At 75.7% G+C, this 18,084-nt stretch carries 13 protein-coding genes; 10 read left to right on the forward strand and 3 right to left on the reverse strand.

Features of this window, described 5'->3' with window-relative positions:
- Positions 1 to 101 precede the first annotated feature (101 nt).
- The 10 genes from ACFVNO_RS18670 to ACFVNO_RS18715 all read left to right on the forward strand — a co-directional run bounded on the left by ACFVNO_RS18670 (position 102) and on the right by ACFVNO_RS18715 (position 15,288).
- Positions 102 to 1,088 (forward strand): ABC transporter ATP-binding protein, encoded by a 987-nt coding sequence (locus ACFVNO_RS18670; protein WP_355257618.1) that lies wholly within the window; start codon positions 102 to 104, stop codon positions 1,086 to 1,088.
- The gene (locus ACFVNO_RS18675) at positions 1,085 to 1,963 is read left to right on the forward strand and encodes an ABC transporter permease (protein ID WP_220564353.1); all 879 of its coding nucleotides are present in this window, start codon (positions 1,085 to 1,087) and stop codon (positions 1,961 to 1,963) included. The genes ACFVNO_RS18670 and ACFVNO_RS18675 overlap by 4 nt, the downstream gene beginning before the upstream one ends.
- Positions 1,960 to 4,656 (forward strand): lantibiotic dehydratase, encoded by a 2,697-nt coding sequence (locus ACFVNO_RS18680; protein ID WP_378894065.1) that lies wholly within the window; start codon positions 1,960 to 1,962, stop codon positions 4,654 to 4,656. Before ACFVNO_RS18675 ends, ACFVNO_RS18680 begins: the two co-directional genes overlap by 4 nt.
- Entirely contained in the window at positions 4,653 to 5,789 is a 1,137-nt protein-coding gene (locus tag ACFVNO_RS18685) for a hypothetical protein (RefSeq protein ID WP_378894068.1), read from the forward strand. Before ACFVNO_RS18680 ends, ACFVNO_RS18685 begins: the two co-directional genes overlap by 4 nt.
- Entirely contained in the window at positions 5,782 to 7,506 is a 1,725-nt protein-coding gene (locus ACFVNO_RS18690) for a hypothetical protein (protein ID WP_378894071.1), read from the forward strand. Before ACFVNO_RS18685 ends, ACFVNO_RS18690 begins: the two co-directional genes overlap by 8 nt.
- On the forward strand, positions 7,497 to 9,284 hold the full coding sequence (locus ACFVNO_RS18695) for a TOMM precursor leader peptide-binding protein (protein ID WP_378894074.1): 1,788 nt from the start codon (positions 7,497 to 7,499) through the stop codon (positions 9,282 to 9,284). The genes ACFVNO_RS18690 and ACFVNO_RS18695 overlap by 10 nt, the downstream gene beginning before the upstream one ends.
- The gene (locus ACFVNO_RS18700) at positions 9,281 to 10,705 is read left to right on the forward strand and encodes a hypothetical protein (RefSeq protein WP_378894077.1); all 1,425 of its coding nucleotides are present in this window, start codon (positions 9,281 to 9,283) and stop codon (positions 10,703 to 10,705) included. Before ACFVNO_RS18695 ends, ACFVNO_RS18700 begins: the two co-directional genes overlap by 4 nt.
- A 97-nt stretch (positions 10,706 to 10,802) precedes the next feature.
- Positions 10,803 to 12,554 (forward strand): thiopeptide-type bacteriocin biosynthesis protein, encoded by a 1,752-nt coding sequence (locus ACFVNO_RS18705; RefSeq protein WP_378894080.1) that lies wholly within the window; start codon positions 10,803 to 10,805, stop codon positions 12,552 to 12,554.
- A 210-nt stretch (positions 12,555 to 12,764) separates the two neighbouring features.
- Positions 12,765 to 14,582 carry an acyl-CoA dehydrogenase gene (locus ACFVNO_RS18710; RefSeq protein WP_355257642.1) on the forward strand — a complete coding sequence of 606 codons (1,818 nt, stop codon included), beginning with the start codon at positions 12,765 to 12,767 and terminating at the stop codon, positions 14,580 to 14,582.
- Between the two features lie 94 nt (positions 14,583 to 14,676).
- Positions 14,677 to 15,288, forward strand: a complete 612-nt coding sequence (locus ACFVNO_RS18715) for a hypothetical protein (RefSeq protein WP_378894084.1) — start codon at positions 14,677 to 14,679, stop codon at positions 15,286 to 15,288.
- On the opposite strand, the gene ACFVNO_RS18720 is transcribed toward ACFVNO_RS18715, so the two are convergent.
- From ACFVNO_RS18720 to ACFVNO_RS18730, 3 genes are all read right to left on the reverse strand, one after another.
- The gene (locus ACFVNO_RS18720; protein ID WP_378894087.1) at positions 15,285 to 15,644 is read right to left on the reverse strand and encodes a VOC family protein; all 360 of its coding nucleotides are present in this window, start codon (positions 15,642 to 15,644) and stop codon (positions 15,285 to 15,287) included. The genes ACFVNO_RS18715 and ACFVNO_RS18720 overlap by 4 nt on opposite strands.
- 65 nt (positions 15,645 to 15,709) lie before the next feature.
- Complete coding sequence (locus ACFVNO_RS18725) at positions 15,710 to 16,492, reverse strand: GNAT family N-acetyltransferase (RefSeq protein WP_378894090.1); 783 nt, start codon at positions 16,490 to 16,492, stop codon at positions 15,710 to 15,712.
- Between the two features lie 64 nt (positions 16,493 to 16,556).
- Complete coding sequence (locus ACFVNO_RS18730) at positions 16,557 to 17,831, reverse strand: MFS transporter (protein ID WP_355257650.1); 1,275 nt, start codon at positions 17,829 to 17,831, stop codon at positions 16,557 to 16,559.
- Positions 17,832 to 18,084: the final 253 nt, after the last annotated feature.

Raw genomic sequence — 18,084 nt, forward strand, 5'->3', positions numbered from 1 at the left:
CCGGACCCGGATCCGGTCCGAGCCCTGCACCCAGGGCGGTTCCCCACCGGTCGGGGGGCCGCCCCCACCCGCGAACCCCACGAGAACACCGAGGGCAGCACGTGCACCCCAGCGACACCGGCGGCACCGGCGACCCCGCGCCCGCCGCCGCAGACGTCCCCACCGAACACGCCATCGAGGCCGCGGGCATCACCAAGGACTACGGCAAGGGCGAAGTCCTCCACGGCATCGACTACCGGGTGCCCACCGGCACGATCTCCGCCCTGCTCGGCCCCAACGGCGCCGGGAAGACCACCCTCATCGAGATCCTGGAAGGCCACCGCGGCCGCACCTCCGGCCGGCTGTCCGTCCTGGGGCTCGATCCCGGGAACCGCCGCGACTTCGCCCGGCTGCGCACCCGGATGAGCGTGGTCCTCCAGCAGTCCATGCTCGAACCCGGCCTGTCCGTGCGCGACATCCTGCGCCGCCACGCCTCCTACTACCCCGACCCGGTGGGCCTGGACGAGATCCTCGAACAGGTCGACCTCGCCGAGAAGCGCGGCGCCCTGGTCAAGTCCCTCTCCGGCGGCCAGCTCCGCCGCCTCGACCTGGCCCTGGCCCTGACCGGCCGCCCCGAGCTGCTCTTCCTCGACGAGCCCACCACCGGCCTGGACCCGGTGTCGCGCCGCCGCATCCGCGGCCTGGTCGCGGGGCTGCGCGACAGCGGCACCACCGTCATCCTCACCTCGCACGACCTGGCCGAGGTGCAGGAGCTGGCCGACCGGGTGGACGTCATCCGCGACGGCTCCTTCATCGCCTCGGGCACCCCGGACGAGCTGGTCCGGTCCTCCTCCGCGTTCACCGTCGTGGAGTTCGCCGACCCGGGCGTCGGCGCCGACCGCCTCCCCGCCGGGGCGAGCCTGGTCAACGGGCGGGTGCGCATCCACACCGACGACCAGGACTCCGTGGTCCGCGACGTCCAGGCCTGGGCGGAGCGGGAGAGGGCCACCATCAGCGGGCTGACCATCGTGCCGCCCACCCTCGACGACGCCTACCTGGCGATGCTCGACGCGGGCGCGGAGAAGACCACCTCGGGGAAGGCCGAATGAGCACCACCGACACCGCGCCCGCCGCACGCCGCGCGGGCGCCCGCGCCAACGGGCTGCGCACCTTCCTGCTGCACGTCGACGGGGAGCTCAAGGAGTTCTGGCGCTCCCCGATCACGCTGGCGTTCATCGTGCTGATGCCGGTGATGTTCTACCTCGGCTTCGGGTTCGCGTTCCGCTCCGAGGCCGACACGGTCCTGGACCTGGGCGACTACTCCATCACCCAGGCCAACCTGAGCTTCGGCGGCGTCCTGGGCTTCGCCCTGATGTCGGTGGCGTTCGCGAACGTGGCGATCGGGCTGGCCATCCGCCGCCACCACGGGCTGTTCAAGCGCTTCCGGACCACCCCGGTCAAGCCGGTCACGGTGATGGGCGCCTACCTCGCCAACACCCTGCTGACCACGGTCGTCGTGCTCGCGGTGATCGTCGTGATCGGCGTGTTCATGGGCGTGAGCGTGCCGGCGGAGCGCGTCCCGCTGCTGCTGGCGGCGGTCGCACTCGGGTTCGTGTGCATGGCTCCGCTGGGCGCGGCGGCCTCCCTGCTGCCGCCCAACGCCGACGCCGCGGTGCCGATGATCAACGGCATCTTCTTCCCCACCGCGTTCCTGGCGGGCGGGTTCATCATCCTGCCGCTGGGCGACACCCTGGGCGCGATCGTGGACGTGCTGCCCGGGCGCCCGCTGACGGTGCTGCTGCACGGGGCCCTGTCGGAGGGCGGCCCGCTGTGGGACTGGCCGTCGGTGTGGCTGCTGCTGGGCTGGTCGCTGCTGGGCACCGTGGTGGCGCTGCGCTGGTTCCGGTGGGCGTCGGAGCGGGAGCCGCGCGGGTTCGGCGCGGGCAAGCGCAAGGACGCGGACGCGGGCACGGAGGGCGCGTGAGCACACCCGGTCCCGCCGACCGCTTCGAGCACGTGGAGGGCCCGTACCTGGTCTCCCGCGTGAACCTGTACCCCTACCGCCCGCTGCGTTCGGCCCGCGCCGACCTGGAGCGGGACCTGCTGCGCACCCTCGCCGACGAGGAGGCGCACCGCGAACGCATCCGCGACCACCTGTTGGAGGCCCTCCACCTGCTCGCCCCGACGCTGGAGGAGGAGGCGGACCGGCGGACCGCGCTCGCCGTCAAACGCGACGTCTTCAACCGGCGCCCGCCGCGCACGCCCCTGGTCGGCGATCCGCTGACCTGGCGGATCGGCGCGCTGGGCGAGTGGACCGACAGCTGGGAGCGGACCCGGGCGGCCACCGCCGCCCTGGACGACGCGCACCCGGCCGCGCTGGCCGAGGAGCGCGCCGAGCTCGCCGCGTGGGCGCGCGACCCGGCCACCGACCGCAGCACCGCGCTGTCCAGCCCGGACCTGCACCGGGCGGTGGCGGCGCGGGCCGCGGTCCCGGCCGACCGGGCCCCGAACAAGCGGATGCGCAAGGCCGAGCCGGCCCTGGTGCGCTACCACTCCCGGTCCACGGTCAAGGTGAGCCCGTACTCGCTGTACACCGGCGTGCACTTCGACGACCTGGAGCACCCGTCCTCGCCGACCCGGGACGGGGAGCCGCTGCGCTCCACCACCGTGGCGGGGCTGCGCCGGCTGCTGGTGCGCCAGGCCGCGCGGGCGCTGGCCGCCGACCCGGAGGCGCGCCCGGAGCTGGAGTGGGTGCTCACCGGCGGGGCGCGCCGCGAGGGCGACCGGCTGCTGGTGCGCCGCCGCCGCTGGGCGCCGCCCTCGCCGGGCGCGCGGGCGGAGGCGTTCGGCGAGGAGGAGGTGCGCCTGCCCCTGGCCGGGGCCTGGGGCGCCCTGCTCTCCTCGCTGGAGCGGCGGGCGGCCCGGCCGGTGGTGCTGCGGGTCCTGGGCGAGGGGCTGGCCGCGGACCTGGGGCGGCCACCGGAGGCGCTGCGGGACGTGCTCGCCAAACTCATCGACGCCGGGGTGCTGGTGCCCTGGGCGCCCGCCGCCGAGCAGGACCCGGAGTACGACCGGCGCTGGCACGACCTGGTGCGGCGGCTGCCGGGCCGGACGGCGGCGCGGATGGAGGAGGCGTTCGACGCCACCGAGGAGGTCCTCAAGGGGTTCGCGGAGGCGGACGGCGCCGAGCGCGCCCGGTCGGTGACGCGCCTGTCGCGCCTGTGGTCGGCGGCGGTGACCCCGCCGGGGGCCGACCCGGTACCGCCGGAGGCCGCCTCCTCGCCCCTGGTCGAGGACTGCCACGTGTCCCGGGGAGCCCCGGTGCCGCGGGCGTGGACCCGGGAGTGGACGGCCGACCTGCGGCGGATCATGCCGCTGCTGTTCGCCCTGGACGACCAGCGGATGCTGTCGGGCGCGCTGGAGAGCGTGTTCGTGTCCCGCTACGGCGCGGGCGGGCGCTGCGACGACCTGGACGGGTTCGCGGTGCACGCGCGGGCCGCGTTCCCCCTGACCCAGCGGTTGATGGCCGGGGACCTGGACGGCGTCCCCGACCCGGGCGACGGCCTGCGCCGCCTGGTGGCGGCCCGGCGCCGGGCGGTCGACCACCTGGCCGAGCTGGCCCGGTCCACCGGGGAGGAGGCCGCGGTCGATCCGTCGGTGGTCGCCGAGATCGCCGGCCTCCTGCCCGAGCGCGAGTTCACGGCGCGCCGCTCCCTGGCGGTGTTCGGCCAGCCCGACGGCGGCCGGCTCGTCCTCAACCACCTGTACGGCGGGCGGGCCCGGTACTTCAGCCGGTTCCTGTCCGCTCTGCCGGCGCGGGCCCGCGACCGGGTCGCCGAGCACGTGCGGCGATCGGGCCCGCCCGGCACCCCCACCGTCCACATGCGGTCGGCGCTGGGGTTCAACGCGAACCTGGCACCGCCGCTGGCCGGGGAGGAACTGGCGCTGCGCGACGAGCCGGTGCTGCTGCCCGGCCCCGCCACCGCCGACCTGGCGCTGGTGCACACCCCGGACGGGCTGCGGCTGGTGCGGCGCGGCGGCACCGGCGCAGGCGCAGGCGCCGCGGACGCGGCGGACCGGGAGATCGACCCGCTGTACACGGGTTTCCTGGTCCCGCACGCGCTGCCCTACGACGAGATGCTCGTGGCGATGGTCGCGGACTCGCCGTTCTTCTCCTTCGGAGACACGGTGATGGACCTGCACGCCCGCTGGGAGGAAAACGGGTTCGCGGGCGCGGTGCCGCGCGTGCGCGCCGGGTCCGTCACCCTGTTCCGCCGACGGTGGGCGCTGGAGACCGCGGAGCTGGCGGCCCGCCCCGGCGAGTCCGCCGCGGAGCTGCACCGGCGGGTCAACACGATGCGGATGGCCCGCGGCATCCCCGACCAGGTGTTCGCGCGCCCGCTCCAGGGCTCCCGGCTGGGCCCGCTGGAGCGCGCGATGGCGCCCAAGCCGCAGCACATGGACTTCCTGAGCAGGCTGCACACGGCCACGGCCGCCAAGCGGCTCGACCACCTGGGTCCGCTGCTGCTCGTCGAGGAGATGTCCCCGGACCCGGCGGACGCGGGGCTCAGCGGCCCGCGCGGCCGGCACGCCACCGAGGTGTTCCTCGAACTGGCCGTCGTCCCCGCCGCCACCGAGGCGGCCGATCCCCCAGGCGAAGTGAGGCTGGTCCCGTGACCGTCGGACTCCGAGTGACCTACTACGACAGCGACAAGGCGGCCCTGCTGGGCGAGTGCCTGGTCCCGGCCGCGCGGGACGCGGCGGCCCGGCCGGGGATCACCGCGGCGTGGCTGCACCTGCACTGGCGGCTGGGCCCGCACTGCGTGCTGTACCTGGACGGGCGGGACGGTGCGGTGGCCGACGCCGCGGACCTGGCCGAGGCGCGGGCGCGGTCGTTCCTGGAGCGGCGGCCGTCCGCGGCGGCGCTGGACCCGGACAGGTACGAGGCGTTCTCCGAACGGCTGGGGCGCCTGGAGCTGGTGGAGCCCCCGTACACGCCGCTGGAGCCGGACAACTCAGTACTGCGGCTGGACGGCGACCCGGTGGACACGTTCCTGCGCGGGCCGGAGGCGATCGCGCTCAAGGGGCGAGTGCTCACCGACGGGCTGGGGCTGGTCGCCGACCGGGTGGACGGGACGGGTGTGTTCGCGCACGTGTTCGCGGGGATGGGGGCCATCGCGTCGCAGTACCCCGAGTGGGGCCTGCGGTCGGGGTACCAGGCGTTCCTGTCCCATTGGAAGGAGTACTTCCACTGGTCGGACCCGGACGGGACCGCGCAGGCGCGGCTGGCGGAGTCCTACCGGTCCCAGCGCGGGGAGCTGGTGGCGCTGCTGGCCCCGATCCACGAGGGGCGGGCCGCCGACCCGTCGGCACCGGGCTGGCTGGAGTGGACGCGGCGGTGGCTGCCCGAGGCGGTGGAGCTGGCGCGGCGGGACCACATCCTGCCCTACCCCCACCAGGACCGGCTGACCGCGGCGTCGCGGTTCGGCGACGACGTGCGTGTGCGGTGGAGCGGGTCGGACGAGCGGTCCTACAGCGACTTCCACCGGGAGTTCCGCAAGCTGGACTTCACGCGGCTGGGGGACGGGTACGGGTTCGCGGCGTTCCGGTTCCTCATCAACTGCTTCTTCGACCTGCTGCCGCTGATGGGGGTGACCCCGATCCAGCGGTACTCGATCGCGTACCTGTTCACCGAGGCCGCCCAGGAGGTGGTGGGCGAGACCTGGGAGGAGACGGTGCGCCGGGTGGTGGAGCACCAGCAGGGCGACCCGGGACTGAAGCCGACCCTGCCGTGGAGGGGCGGTGCCTGAGCCGATGCTGCGGTTGAAGAGGGCCGTGCGGGCCCGGTCGCTGGCCGCCGAGGGGGTCGCCGTCAGCATGGGCGCGACCGCGGTGGTGCTGCGCGGCGCCCCGGCGGACGCGGTTTGGCGGGCGCTGGAGCCGGTGCTGCGCTCGGGGTTCACCCGGGAGGCGCTGGTCGGCGGGTTCCCCGAGAAGGGGCGGCCGGTGCTGACCGGCGTCCTCGACCAGCTGGAGGAGCACGGGTTCCTGCGCGAGGCCGAGGAGGAGCATGAGCTGGAGGGGACGGAGCAGGCCGTCTACCCGCACCTGGAGGCGCTGACCTCGCGGCCGTTCGCGGCGCTGCGGGCGCTGGGGGGCACGGCGGTGCGGGTGCGCGCGGAGTCGGTCCCGGTGGAGGCCGCGGTGCGCCGCGCCCTGGGCCGGGCGGGGTTCCGCGACGTGTCCGCCGACACCGGGCCGCCGGAACCGGGGGTGCTGGCCGCCGTCCGGTCCGCGGTGCCGGGGCACCCGGAGGCCCTGCACGTGATCGTCGCCGAACGCGGGGTGTGGGCGGCGGGGCCGCGCGACGCCCCGGCCTCCCCGGAGGCGCTCGCCGCGCTGCGCGCCTGGGCCGCGGCGCTGGACGAGCCCGCGGGGGCCGACCCGGGCGCACCGGGCTCGGAGGCGGCGCGCACGCTGGTGGCGGCGCAGCTGGCGCTGTCCGTGGTGGCGCACGTGGCCCGGGTGACGGAGGGCGCGGCGGGGGCGGCGAGCCCGGAGTTCCTGGTGACCACCGACGAACTGGTCTCCGAGCCCCACCGGCTGCCGCTGCTGCCGCCGCTGGACGCCGGGCGCACCGAGGACTTCCCGGCGGCGCCGGAGCCCGCGCCGCCGACCACCGACCGGCTGGACGCGCTCGCGCCCCTGTGGGACCGGGTGTTCGGCCCGGTGGGCGAGCCCGCGCCGGGCGACCTGCCCCAGCTCCCGGTGGGACTGGCCCGCACCGGGCACCGGGGGGCGAGCGGCTGCGGCACCACCACCGCCCAGGCCCGGCTGGACGCGCTGATCGGCTCGCTGCACGCGGTGGCCTGGGGGTCCGCCCCCGGGGACGCGGGCCGCGGCCTGGGGTCGACGCGCGCCGAGGCGGTCGGCGACGCGGTCGGCGACCTGGTGCTGCGCGCGGGAGTGCCGTGGAAGGAGGTCGACCCGCCGGGTCCGATGTCCGCGGCCGCCCGCCGCCTGTGGGCGGCGCTCACGCTGCGGGCGGGTGTGGCCGCGACCGTCCGCTTCCACGAACTGGAGGGCGCCGGGCTGTGGCGGGCCGAGGTCCGCGCCGCCGGCACCGCCGCCCCGGACACGCACGCGAGCGCCGACCGGGGTGACGTCTCTCCCGGCACGACACCCACCGCCCCCGGCACACCCGCCGGTGCCGGTCAGGGTGCCGCCTCCCCCGGCACGACATCGGTCGTCCCCGGTACATCCGCGCCCGCCGAGCCCGCGGTGCTCGCCTCCGGTGCGGCGGCCGACCCGGACGCGGCGCTGCGCGAGGCGCTGCTCCGCGCCGTCGCCGCCGCCCAGGGCGAGGACCTGCCCGGCCTGGCGGCCCACGCCGCCCGCACCCCCGACGCGGCCGCCTCCCTGTCCGCCTGGGCCGCCCACAGCGGCCGCGTCCAGGTGGCCGCCCCCGGCGGCGCGGCCCCCTGGGCCGCCCACGGCGTGCACTCGGCGGTGGCCGTATGGACGTGACCACCGAAATCCCCTCACCGGCGGGGGCGACCCTGGCGGAGCCCCTCACCCTGGCGGCCGGGGACGGGGTGCTGCACCTGGGGATGAGCGGCGGACTGGCCGTCGTCGGGCCGTGGGTCGGCGACGGGACCGGGTGCTCCCGGTGCGCGGGGCTGTGGCGGCGCGACCTGGAGGGCGACTCCTGCCCCGAGGGCGGCGAGCCCGAACTCCTCCCCCTGTGGGAGGACGCCTGGGCCGCCCTGGTCCGGTCGGCGGCCGCCGACCCCGGCGCCCTGCGGCGGGCGCTGTGGGCGCTGGACTGCCGCACCGGCGAGGTCACCCGGCACACCTTCGTCCCCCACCCGCGGTGCGCCCGCTGCTTCCCGGGCGGGGAGGGCCTGGGCGTGCCCGGCGGACTGGACCTCGACGCCCCGCGCCCGGTCCCCGGGCACGCGCTGAGGGTGCGGCGGATGGACCGCGAGGCGCTGCGCGAGCGGCTGCTGGACTTCCGCTTCGGCCCCGCCGCCCACCTGTACCGGGACGAGGAGTCCCCGCTGTCCCTGGTCACCTGCGAGACCGTCGCCCCCGGCCACACCCGGCGCGAGGGCGGCTACGGCCGCTCCACCCGGTTCACCGACAGCGAGGTCCCCGCCCTGCTGGAGGGCGTCGAGCGCGTCACCGGCGGCCACCGCCACACCGGCGCGCCCCGCGTGTGGGGCTCCTACGCCGCGCTGGCCGGGGACGCCGTCGACCCCGCCCGGCTCGGGCTCCACGAACCCGAGTGGTACGGCCACCCCGCCTTCGACCCGGTCCCCTACACCCCCCACACCCCCACCCACTGGGTCTGGGGGTGGTCCACCCGGGAGCGCCGCCCGGTGCTGGTCCCCGAGCACGTGGCGTTCTGGCACGCGGGCACCGCCGACACCCGCTTCCTGTACGAGTCGTCCAACGGCTGCGCCGTCGGCGGCGACCTCGCCGAGGCCGTCCTGTACGGGCTGTACGAGGTGATCGAGCGCGATGCCTTCCTGCTGGCCTGGTACTCGCGGACCCGGCTGCGCGAGGTCGACACCGCAGACCACCCCGGCCTGGTGCACCTGCTGGACCTGCTCGCCGAGCGGGGCCTGCGGCTGCGGGTCCTGGACGCCACCTCCGACCTGGGGGTGCCCACCGCGCTCGCGACGGTGACCGCCCCCGAGGAGGCGGTGCGCTCCGGGCTGGCGCCCGCGATGAGCCTGGCCACCGGCACCCATGCCGACCCGCACCGGGCGCTGATGGCGGCGGTGGAGGAGACCGCCACCAACGCGCTCATGTACCCCAAGTGGGTGCGCATGCGGGAGTCGGTGAGCGTGGAGCGGTGCCGCCCGATGCTGGACGACTTCACCCTGGTCAGGACTTTGGAGGACCACACCGGCATGCACGGGCTGTGGGAGGCCCGTCCGCACTGGGAGTTCCTGGAGCACCCGTCCGGGACGGTGCCGGCGGAGGAGTTCGCGGCCCGCGGGCCGTCCTCGTTCGCCGGGGCCGACCTGGGCGCGGTGCTGCGCGAACACCTGGCGGTGCTGCACGGCCTGGGCCTGGACGTGGTCGTCGTGGACCAGAGCAGCGCCCCGTACACGGAGGCCGCCGGGGTGCGGTCGGTCAAGGTGATCGTGCCGGGGGCGCTGCCGATGACGTTCGGCCACACCCACCGCAGGACGCGCGGCCTGGAACGGCTGGCCCGGGCGTCCGACCTGTTCGAGGGAGGTGTCCCGTGGGAGCGACCCGGCGAGGTGTACCCGGTCCCGCACCCGTTCCCGTGACGGCCGCGCAGGAGGCGCGGGCGCTGGCGGCGTTCCACGCGCAGTCGCACGACAAGGACGTGGAACCGGTGCGGACCCTGTTCTTCGGCCGGACGCTGGGCGATCCGGCGCTGCGGACGGCGGCCGGTGCGCCGCTGCCGGAGCCGGCGCGGGGAGCGCTGGCCGCGCTGCGCGCGGCGGACGCCGCGGGGCCCGCGATCGGGGGCGGCTGGTCCCCGGGGGCGCGCCTGGCGGCGGCCTGCGCGGAGGCGGTGCGGGTGCGCCGGGTCTCCCCGGCCGACCGCTACCCGGTGCACCGCGCCTACCCCTCGCCGCGCGGGCTGTTCGGCGCCGACGTCTTCCTGCTGTCCGCCGAGGATGGGGGCTGGTGCCTGCGGATGGACCCGCGCACCTGCGCCCTGCACCCCTGGGCCGGGTCCCCGGTGCCCGACGACCTGGAGGCCGCCCTGGCCGGGGCGCGGGTCGCGGTGGCGGTGGACCACCGCCGCTACCCGCCCGAGTACGGGCGGCTGCGGCCGTCGCTGGCGCTGCTGGAGGGCGGCCACCTGGCCGCGGCCCTGGGCCTGGCGCTGACCCGCGCCGGACTGGCCCCCCGCACCCTGTTCGCCCCCGCGGGGGTCCCGGTGCCCGAGGGCTTCGCCCCCTGCGCCCTGCTCACCACCGAGCCCGGTGCGGAGGCCGGAGGAACGGCCGGCGCCGACGACGCGGCGGCCGAACCGGCGGGTGCCACCGGAGCGGTGGAGGTCGGCGCCGGGGCCCTCGCCCGGGCCGCGGCGGTGGCGGCGCGCGCCGCGGCGGGGACGGGCCTGCGGGACTGGCTCGACGCGCGGACCAGCGGGGTGTCCACCGCCAACCTGGTCACCAGCGCGTACGTGTCCCCCGGGGACGGTGCCGGCGTCACCGCGGCCCTGGCGGCGGCACTGGCCGCCGCGGTCCCGGCCGCCCCCGCGGACACCCTGCGGCTGGACCGGGTCGTGCTCGCCGGGGACCGGGTCGACGACCGGGTCGCCGCCGAGCTGTACCCCGGCGGCGGCACCGGACCCGACCGCCCGGTGCCGCGCACCGGGGACACCAACGCCTCCTCCTCGCTGGGGTACACCCTGTCCGCGGACTTCGGGCCGTGGGCGCGGGCGTTCGGCGACCGCGCCCAGACCGCCCTGCACCCCCTGCTCGGCTGGATCGCCCAGTGGGGCTGCCTGGCCGCCGCGGGGAGCGGGCTGTGCGCCCGGCCCATGCGCAACTACACGGAGTCCGAATGGGCGGCCGTGCTCGGGCTGGGACCCGACACGACCCCCGCCTACCAGCTGTGGGTGCGCGCCGAGCGCGGCGCCTACCTGGACCTGCCCGTGGACGCCGTCCTGCCCGACCCGTCGCCCTCCACCACCCTCAACGGAAGCGCTACGCGCGCCCTCCTGCTCTGACCCGTCGCCCTCCACCACCCCCAACGGAAGCGCTACGCGCGCCCTCCTGCTCTGACCCGGCCCCCTCCCCCGTTCGCCGCGAGCCCGAAGGACCCCGATGAGCCGCACCTGGTCCGCCGTGTACGTCCACCTCCACCGCAGCCGCGAGGACATCGACGCGTTCCTGCTCGAACACCTGGCCCCGGCCGCCGACGCCCTGGTCTCGGACGGGGGCGCCAAGGCGTGGTTCTTCATCCGCTACTGGGCGGGCGGCCCGCACCTGCGGGTGCGGTTCCTGGACGCCGACCCCGACGCGGTGCGCGGGTTCGCCGCCCGGATGCGAACGGCGGCCGCCCGCACCTCCGCCGCGGCCCTGGACCTGGCCCCGGACACCTACTACCGGGGGCTGCCGCAGGCCGACCACTCCGACTGGCACGCCGACGGCGAGGTCGCCGACGCGGTCTACGAGCCGGAGACCGAGCGCTACGGAGGCCCGGACGCGCTGGAGGTGTGCGAGGACTTCTTCTGCGCGAGCACCGCCGTCGCCCTGGCGGTGCTGCGGGCCGCGCCCCGGGCCGGGCAGCGGCAGGCGGTCGCCGCCGACATGGTGTCGCTGGCGTTCGGGGTGCTGGGGCTGGGCGACGTGGAGGCGGTGCGCCAGGCCCGCGGCTACCACGCCGCCTGGGACTTCTCGGCGGAGGTGGCGCGGGGCGGCGACACCCCCCGGCTGGAGGCGGAGCGGCTGTTCCACTCCGCCCCGGCCAAGTGGCTGCAACGGCGTTCGGTGCTGGAGCGGCTGGTGTCGCAGGAGGGCGGCAGCACCCACCACCTGTGGACGCGGGCGCTCGGGGAGACCGTGGACCGGCTGCGGGCGCTGCACGCCGGGCGGCCGCTGGCCAACGACCTCACCCGGATCGTGTGGTCGCTGCTGCACATGCACCACAACCGGCTGGGGCTGGACATCGACGACGAGCGGCGGATCGTCTGGCTGGTGTCGCTGGCGTACCCGCGCTGGGAGGCGGCCCCGGACTACTTCGCGGACGGGGCGGCCGCCCCGGACCGGGTCTACGCGGAGGCCTCCAAGTACCGGGCCGAGGGCATCGCCACGGCCCAGCTGCCCCGGCCGGTCCCGCCCCCGGCAGAGCCGGCGGAGGCCCGCCCGTCGTCCGCCACCCCCGACGGACGGCCCGCGGCCGACGACCCCTTCCCCTGGGCGCCCGTCACGGAGCTGCCTCCCCCGCCGCCGCTCACCGCCCCGCTGAGCGAGGTGCTGGCCCGCAGGTCCAGCGCGCACGGCGCCTACGGGCCCGGACCGACCCTGGCGGAGCTGTCGTCACTGCTGGGGCACGCCGCCGGGATCAGCGCCGAACGCGCCGGGGAGGCGGGGCGGCACCGGCCGCCGCGCAACCACCCCAGCCCGGGCGGGGCGTACGCGACCGAGGTGTGGGCGGTGGTGCGGGACGTGGCTGGCCTGGAGCCGGGCACCTACCGCTACCGGCCGCAGGGGCACGTGCTGGTGCGGGCGGACGGGCCGGTGCCGGTGGAGCGGCTGACGGCGCTGTCCCCCTTCCTGCGCCCGTCGGCGGACGGGATGCCCGGCATGGTGACGGCGAGCGCGGGCGCGTTCGTGTTCCTGGTCGGCGATGTCGGCCGGCTGCGGGCGGGGTACGGGCAGCGGGCGCTGCGGCTGCTGTTCCAGGAGGCGGGGCACATCGCGCAGAACGTGACGCTGTGCGCGACCGCCCTGGGGCTGCGCAGTCTGGTGATCTCGGGGTTCGCCGACGACGCGGCGCACACGCTGCTGCACCTGGACGGGATCGACCGGGTGGTGCTGACCCTGGTCCCGGTGGGCGGAGGGGGCGCCGTCTGAGGGCCGCGCGCCGGCGCGGGCGCCCGACCGCTCCCCGGCCGTCCGGTCCGCCCCGTTCCACCAGGCGTTTCGCCACATCCCCCTGTCCGACGGGACACAGCCTCCTCCCCCTACTGGCGCAGAGCGCTACTCGGTAGTAACATTGACTTGTTACTAGTCGGTAGATCCGCGTGTACAGACACCGCGGCCAGGGACACAGCGGAGCTGTCCATGACGCATTACAAGAGCAACCTGCGCGACATCCAGTTCAACCTCTTCGAGCTGTTCAACCGCCAGGACATCCTGGGCCAGGGCCCGTTCGAGGAGCTGGACGAGGAGACCGCGCGGACGATCCTGGACGAGGTCAACCGCCTCGCGACCGGCGTCGTCGCCGAGTCGTTCGAGGACGCGGACCGCAACCCCCCGGTCTTCGACCCCAAGACCAACACCGTCCGGATCCCCGAGAGCCTGAAGAAGTCGTACCAGGCCTACATGGACGCCGGCTGGTACAACCTCGACCTCCCGCAGGAGCTCGACGGCCTCGGCGCGCCCCGTTCCCTCGTGTGGGCCGCGGCCGAGCTGATCCTGGGCGCCAACCCGTCCATCCACATGTACTCCGCCGGTCCGGGCTTCGCGAGCATCCTCTACTCCGAGGGCAACGAGAAGCAGAAGGAGTTCGCCCGGCTCGCCATCGAGCGCGGCTGGGGCGCCACCATGGTGCTGACCGAGCCCGACGCGGGCTCCGACGTCGGCGCCGGCCGCACCAAGGCCACCGACCAGGGCGACGGCACCTGGCACATCGAGGGCGTGAAGCGCTTCATCACCTCGGCCGAGCAGGACATGACCGAGAACATCTTCCACCTGGTGCTGGCGCGCCCCGAGGGCGCGGGCCCCGGCACCAAGGGCCTCTCGCTCTTCCTCGTCCCCAAGTACCTGGTCAACGAGGACGGCTCCCTCGGTGAGCGCAACGGCGCCTACGTGACCAACGTCGAGCACAAGATGGGCCTGAAGGCCTCCACCACCTGCGAGCTGACCTTCGGCGACAAGCACCCCGCCATCGGCTACCTCGTCGGCGACAAGCACGACGGCATCCGCCAGATGTTCCTCATCATCGAGTACGCGCGCATGATGGTCGGGACGAAGGCGATCGCCACCCTGTCCACCGGCTACCTCAACGCCCTGGAGTACGCCAAGGAGCGCGTGCAGGGCAACGACCTCGCCGGCGCCAAGGACTCCCCGAAGGTCACCATCACCCACCACCCGGACGTGCGCCGCAGCCTCATGACGCAGAAGTCCTACGTGGAGGCCATGCGCGCCCTGGTCACGCTGACGGCCACGCAGCAGGACGCCATCCAAATCGCCAAGGCCAAGGGCGAGGACCACTCCGCGCTGGAGGCCATGAACGACCTCCTGCTCCCGATCGTCAAGGGTGTCGGCTCCGAGCGCTCCTACGCGCTGCTGGCCGAGTCGCTGCAGACCCTGGGCGGCTCCGGCTTCCTGCAGGAGTACCCGATCGAGCAGTACATCCGCGACGCCAAGATCGACACCCTCTACGAGGGCACCACCGCCATCCAGGCCCAGGACTTCTTCTTCCGCAAGATCCTGAAGAACGGCGGCCAGGCGCTGGGCACCCTCGCGGGCGAGATCAAGGCCTTCGCCAACAGCGAAGCGGGCAACGGGCAGCTCAAGGAGGAGCGCAAGCTGCTCCTCGAGGCGACCGAGAACGTCGAGAAGATCGTCGAGGTCATGGTCGGCCACGCGATGGGCGCCGCCGAGAACCCGCGCGAGCTGTACAAGGTGGGCCTCAACTCGGTCCGCCTGCTCATGGCCTTCGGCGACGTGGTCCTGGGCTGGCTGCTGCTGCGCCAGGCCGAGGTCGCGCTGAACAAGATCGACGGCGCCCAGGGCGACGACAAGGACTTCTACACCGGCAAGATCGCCGCCGCGCGCTTCTTCGCCGACCAGTTCCTGCCGCGCATCGCCGCCGAGCGCCGCATCGCGGAGAACGTCACCAACGACCTCATGGAGGTCCCCGAGTCCGCCTTCTAGGTCCGGACCCGGAACCGAAACCGCCACCGCGAAGGGGGCGGGGCCGCACGGCCCCGCCCCCTTCCGCGTCGTCGGCACCCGCTAGAGTCCCGGCATGCACCGACCGAGCCTGCCCGAGGACCTCCTGCCGGCCGACCGCCTGTGGGCGCGCGCCGTGCTGCTGCACCTGTTCGACGCGGACATCACCTTCGACGGGAGCGAGGTGTCGTGCCCGGACGGGGGCGGGGGCTCCTGGTGGTGGTCTTTGGGCCGCCGGCCGGGCGGGCGCGCGTTCTTCTGGGGCCAGGACGCCGACGGCAGCCACGGACACCTGCGGGACGACCCGGTGGACTTCCTCGCCGGGGGCCCGGAGTGGCTGCCGTGGGACGAGCTGAGGCACGAGGCGGCCGGGATGACCATCGGCTACCTGTACTGGTGGCAGGACGGCGCCTGGGCGCGGGCGCCCTACCCGGACGACCTCGAGGACGACGGGCTGGCCATGTCGGTGCCCTGGGCGGGCGGCGGCCCCGAGGGGGTGCTCGCGCAGACGCCGGTCGAGGGCCGGGAGACCGAGGAGGCCGTCCTGGCCTTCCTCGACCGCCTGGAGCGGGGGACCGCGGACGAGGCGGCCGTGCGGGCGCTGGCCGGGGCCCTGCGGGGCGGGGACGACCCCGCCCTGGACCCCGACCGCGCCCTGGCGTCGCTACGCGCCGCTGGCCTGCTCTAGGACTCGGCCCAGACGCCGAGTTCGTTGCCCGCGGGGTCGGCGAAGTGGAAGCGCCGCCCGCCGGGGAAGGCGTAGGGGCCCGCCAGGATGCTGCCTCCCGCGCGCTCGACCGCCGCGGCCGTGGCGTCCAGGTCGTCGGAGAACAGCAGCACCAGGGGGCCGCCGCCGCGGTGTCCGCTCCCCTGCGGGTTGAGCCCGCCGACCTCCCGGTCGCCGGGCCCCCGGATGCCCGCGTAGTTCGGGCCGTAGTCGTTGAACCCCCACCCGAACGCCTCGGCGTAGAAGCGCTTGGAGGCCTCCAGGTCGTCGGCGGGGAGCTCGATGTAGTCGATGCGGTGGTGCTGTGGTGACGTCATGCGCCCATCCTCCGCCATCCCGCCGACCTTCCCGCGCCCCCGCCACGCCCCGGCGCCGGGCCCTCCTACCGGCCGTCGGCGGCCGGGGGCGTCCAGACGTAGGGGGTCGTGGTGGTGACGGCGGTGAAGCCCAGGCGGCGCAGGATGGGGGCGCTGTCGGGGGAGGCGTCGACCTGGAGGTAGCGGACGCCCATGGCGACCGCCAGGCGGGCGCGCTCGGCGACGGTCGCCCGGTAGATCCCCCGGCCGCGCCACTCCGGGAGCGTGGAGCCGCCCCACAGGCCCGCGTGCCCCTCCTCCGGGCGGGCCTCCAGGCGCGCGGCGCACACGACCTCCTCCCCGGCCTCCGCCACCAGGACGACGGTGCCCCGGGGGTTCGCGGCGAGCTGCGCGGCGAGGTCGTCCGCCACCCAGGACCGGTCGTCCCCCCACACGCGGCCCTGGAAGGCGGCGATGCGCTCCAGGTCGGCCCGCTCCTCCACCCGGCGCAGCACGACCCCCTCGGGCGGCACGGGCTCGGCGGCGACGTCCTCCGCCGGGGCGATCATGACCGTCTCCTCTTCCTCCGGCTCGAACCCCGCGGCGCGCAGCCGGTCGGTCAGGTCGGCGGGCAGGTCGTGGCCGTGGGTCTTCCACTCCACCGCCTGCCCGAGCCCGGCGAAGCGGTCCCGCTGGCGGGCGATGAGCCGGTCCAGGTCGGCCCCGTCCACCCGGAGGTCCGCGGGAGCGGCGACGAACCCCCGGTGGCCGCCGAGGAGCCGCACCAGCGGCCCGTCGTGTTCGGCGGTGACACCGGCGGGCAGGGGGTCGGGCAGGGCGCGCACGTGCGCGTCGTAGAAGGCGAGCATGACGGACATCCTCTCCGCCCCCGGCGTCCCGCGCACGTGCTTTCCCCGCGCGCCCCGGCCGCCCTCAGCGGCGGCGCAGGACGAGGGCGGCGAGCACGCCGCCCGACAGCAGCGTCGTCGCGCAGATCGGCAGGAACGCCAGTCGGAACGCGTCCGGCCCCGGCGGCAGCGCCTGGAGGATCGCCCCGGCCGCCACGGTGCACGCCACCGCCGTGGTGAACCCGCTCATGTTGACCAGTCCGGAGGCGACCCCGGTGCGCCCCGCGGGGATCCCGTCGCGCGCGTAGTCGAAGGAGATGGTGGGCGCCAGCGTCTGCCCGACCGCGCACACCGCCATGACCGCCAGTCCGACCCCCGTGGGCACCCCGCCGGGCCAGGCGACCAGCAGCACGAGGCCCAGGCCGATGACGGAGACCAGGGTGAGGGCCAGCCCTCCGCGCAGCGCCGGCCTGCGGCCGACCAGCGCGCCCACCAGCGGGGCCGTCCACAGCGCCCCGGCGGCCAGCGCGGTGAGGGTGAGGGCGGCGGTGCCCTCGGCCAGCCCCAGCCCGGTGACGAGGAAGGGGTAGCCCCACAGCACCATCATCATCGTGAAGGGCGCCATGATCGCCGCGTGGTGCGCCATGCCGATGCGCGGCCCGCGCGCGGACAGGGCCTCCTTGAGCGCCGCCCACACGGGGATGGGGTCGATGACGGTGGAGTGCCCGGCCGCGCCCTCCGGACGGTCGCGCACGACCGCCAGCACGAGCAGCGCGACCAGCAGGGTGAGCCCGGTGGTGGTGAGGAACGCCGCGACCCAGCCGACCCCGCCCAGCGCCCAGGCCAGGGGCGCGGCGCTGGCGACCTGGCCGGTGCCGCCGACCACGCCCGTCAGCCCGCTGACGAGGGCGTAGCGGGAGCGCGGGAACCACAGCGCGGCCAGGCGGATGACGTTGAGGAAGACCAGGGCGTCGCCCAGTCCGATGAGGAAGCGCCCGGCGATCGCGGCCTCGATGCCCGGGGCCAGCGCGAACAGGCAGGAGCCGCCCGCCATCGCGACCATGCCGATGACTAGGGTGAAGCGGGGGCCGAGGCGGTCCGCGAGCAGACCCGTGGGCACCTGGAGCAGGACGTAGACGAGGAGCTGGAGCATCGGCAGCAGCGAGAGCACCGCGGGCCCGACGTCGAAGCGCGTCTGCGCCTCCAGGGCGGCGACGCCCAGGCCGTTGCGGTGGACCATCGCCAGGAAGTAACCGATCACGGCGACGCCCCACACCACCCAGGCGCGGGCGCCGCCCGAGGGCTCTGCGGGAACGGCCGTCTCCTTCGTCCTGTCACCGGATGTCTGAGTCTGGGTCACGGGCACTTCTCTCGTAGAGGTCTGACCATTCCAGTCTCCTCCAGTGCGGCGACCCGTCCCCACACCGGGGGTGCGGACGGTCCCGGAACGCCGCGCCGTCGGCGGTCGGCCCTCATCCCGGCGAAAGGCGCCGCATCCCCCCGGACGGGGCAAAGGCGACCGCTCCAAGGGTCAAGGACATGCAAGCCGGGCAAAGTGACACAGAGCAATGGTCGGCGCACCAGGAGTCCCGGAACCGGGTGACTCTCCCGAC

Source organism: Nocardiopsis sp. NPDC057823 (assembly GCF_042797335.1).
GTDB lineage: Bacteria > Actinomycetota > Actinomycetes > Streptosporangiales > Streptosporangiaceae > Nocardiopsis > Nocardiopsis changdeensis.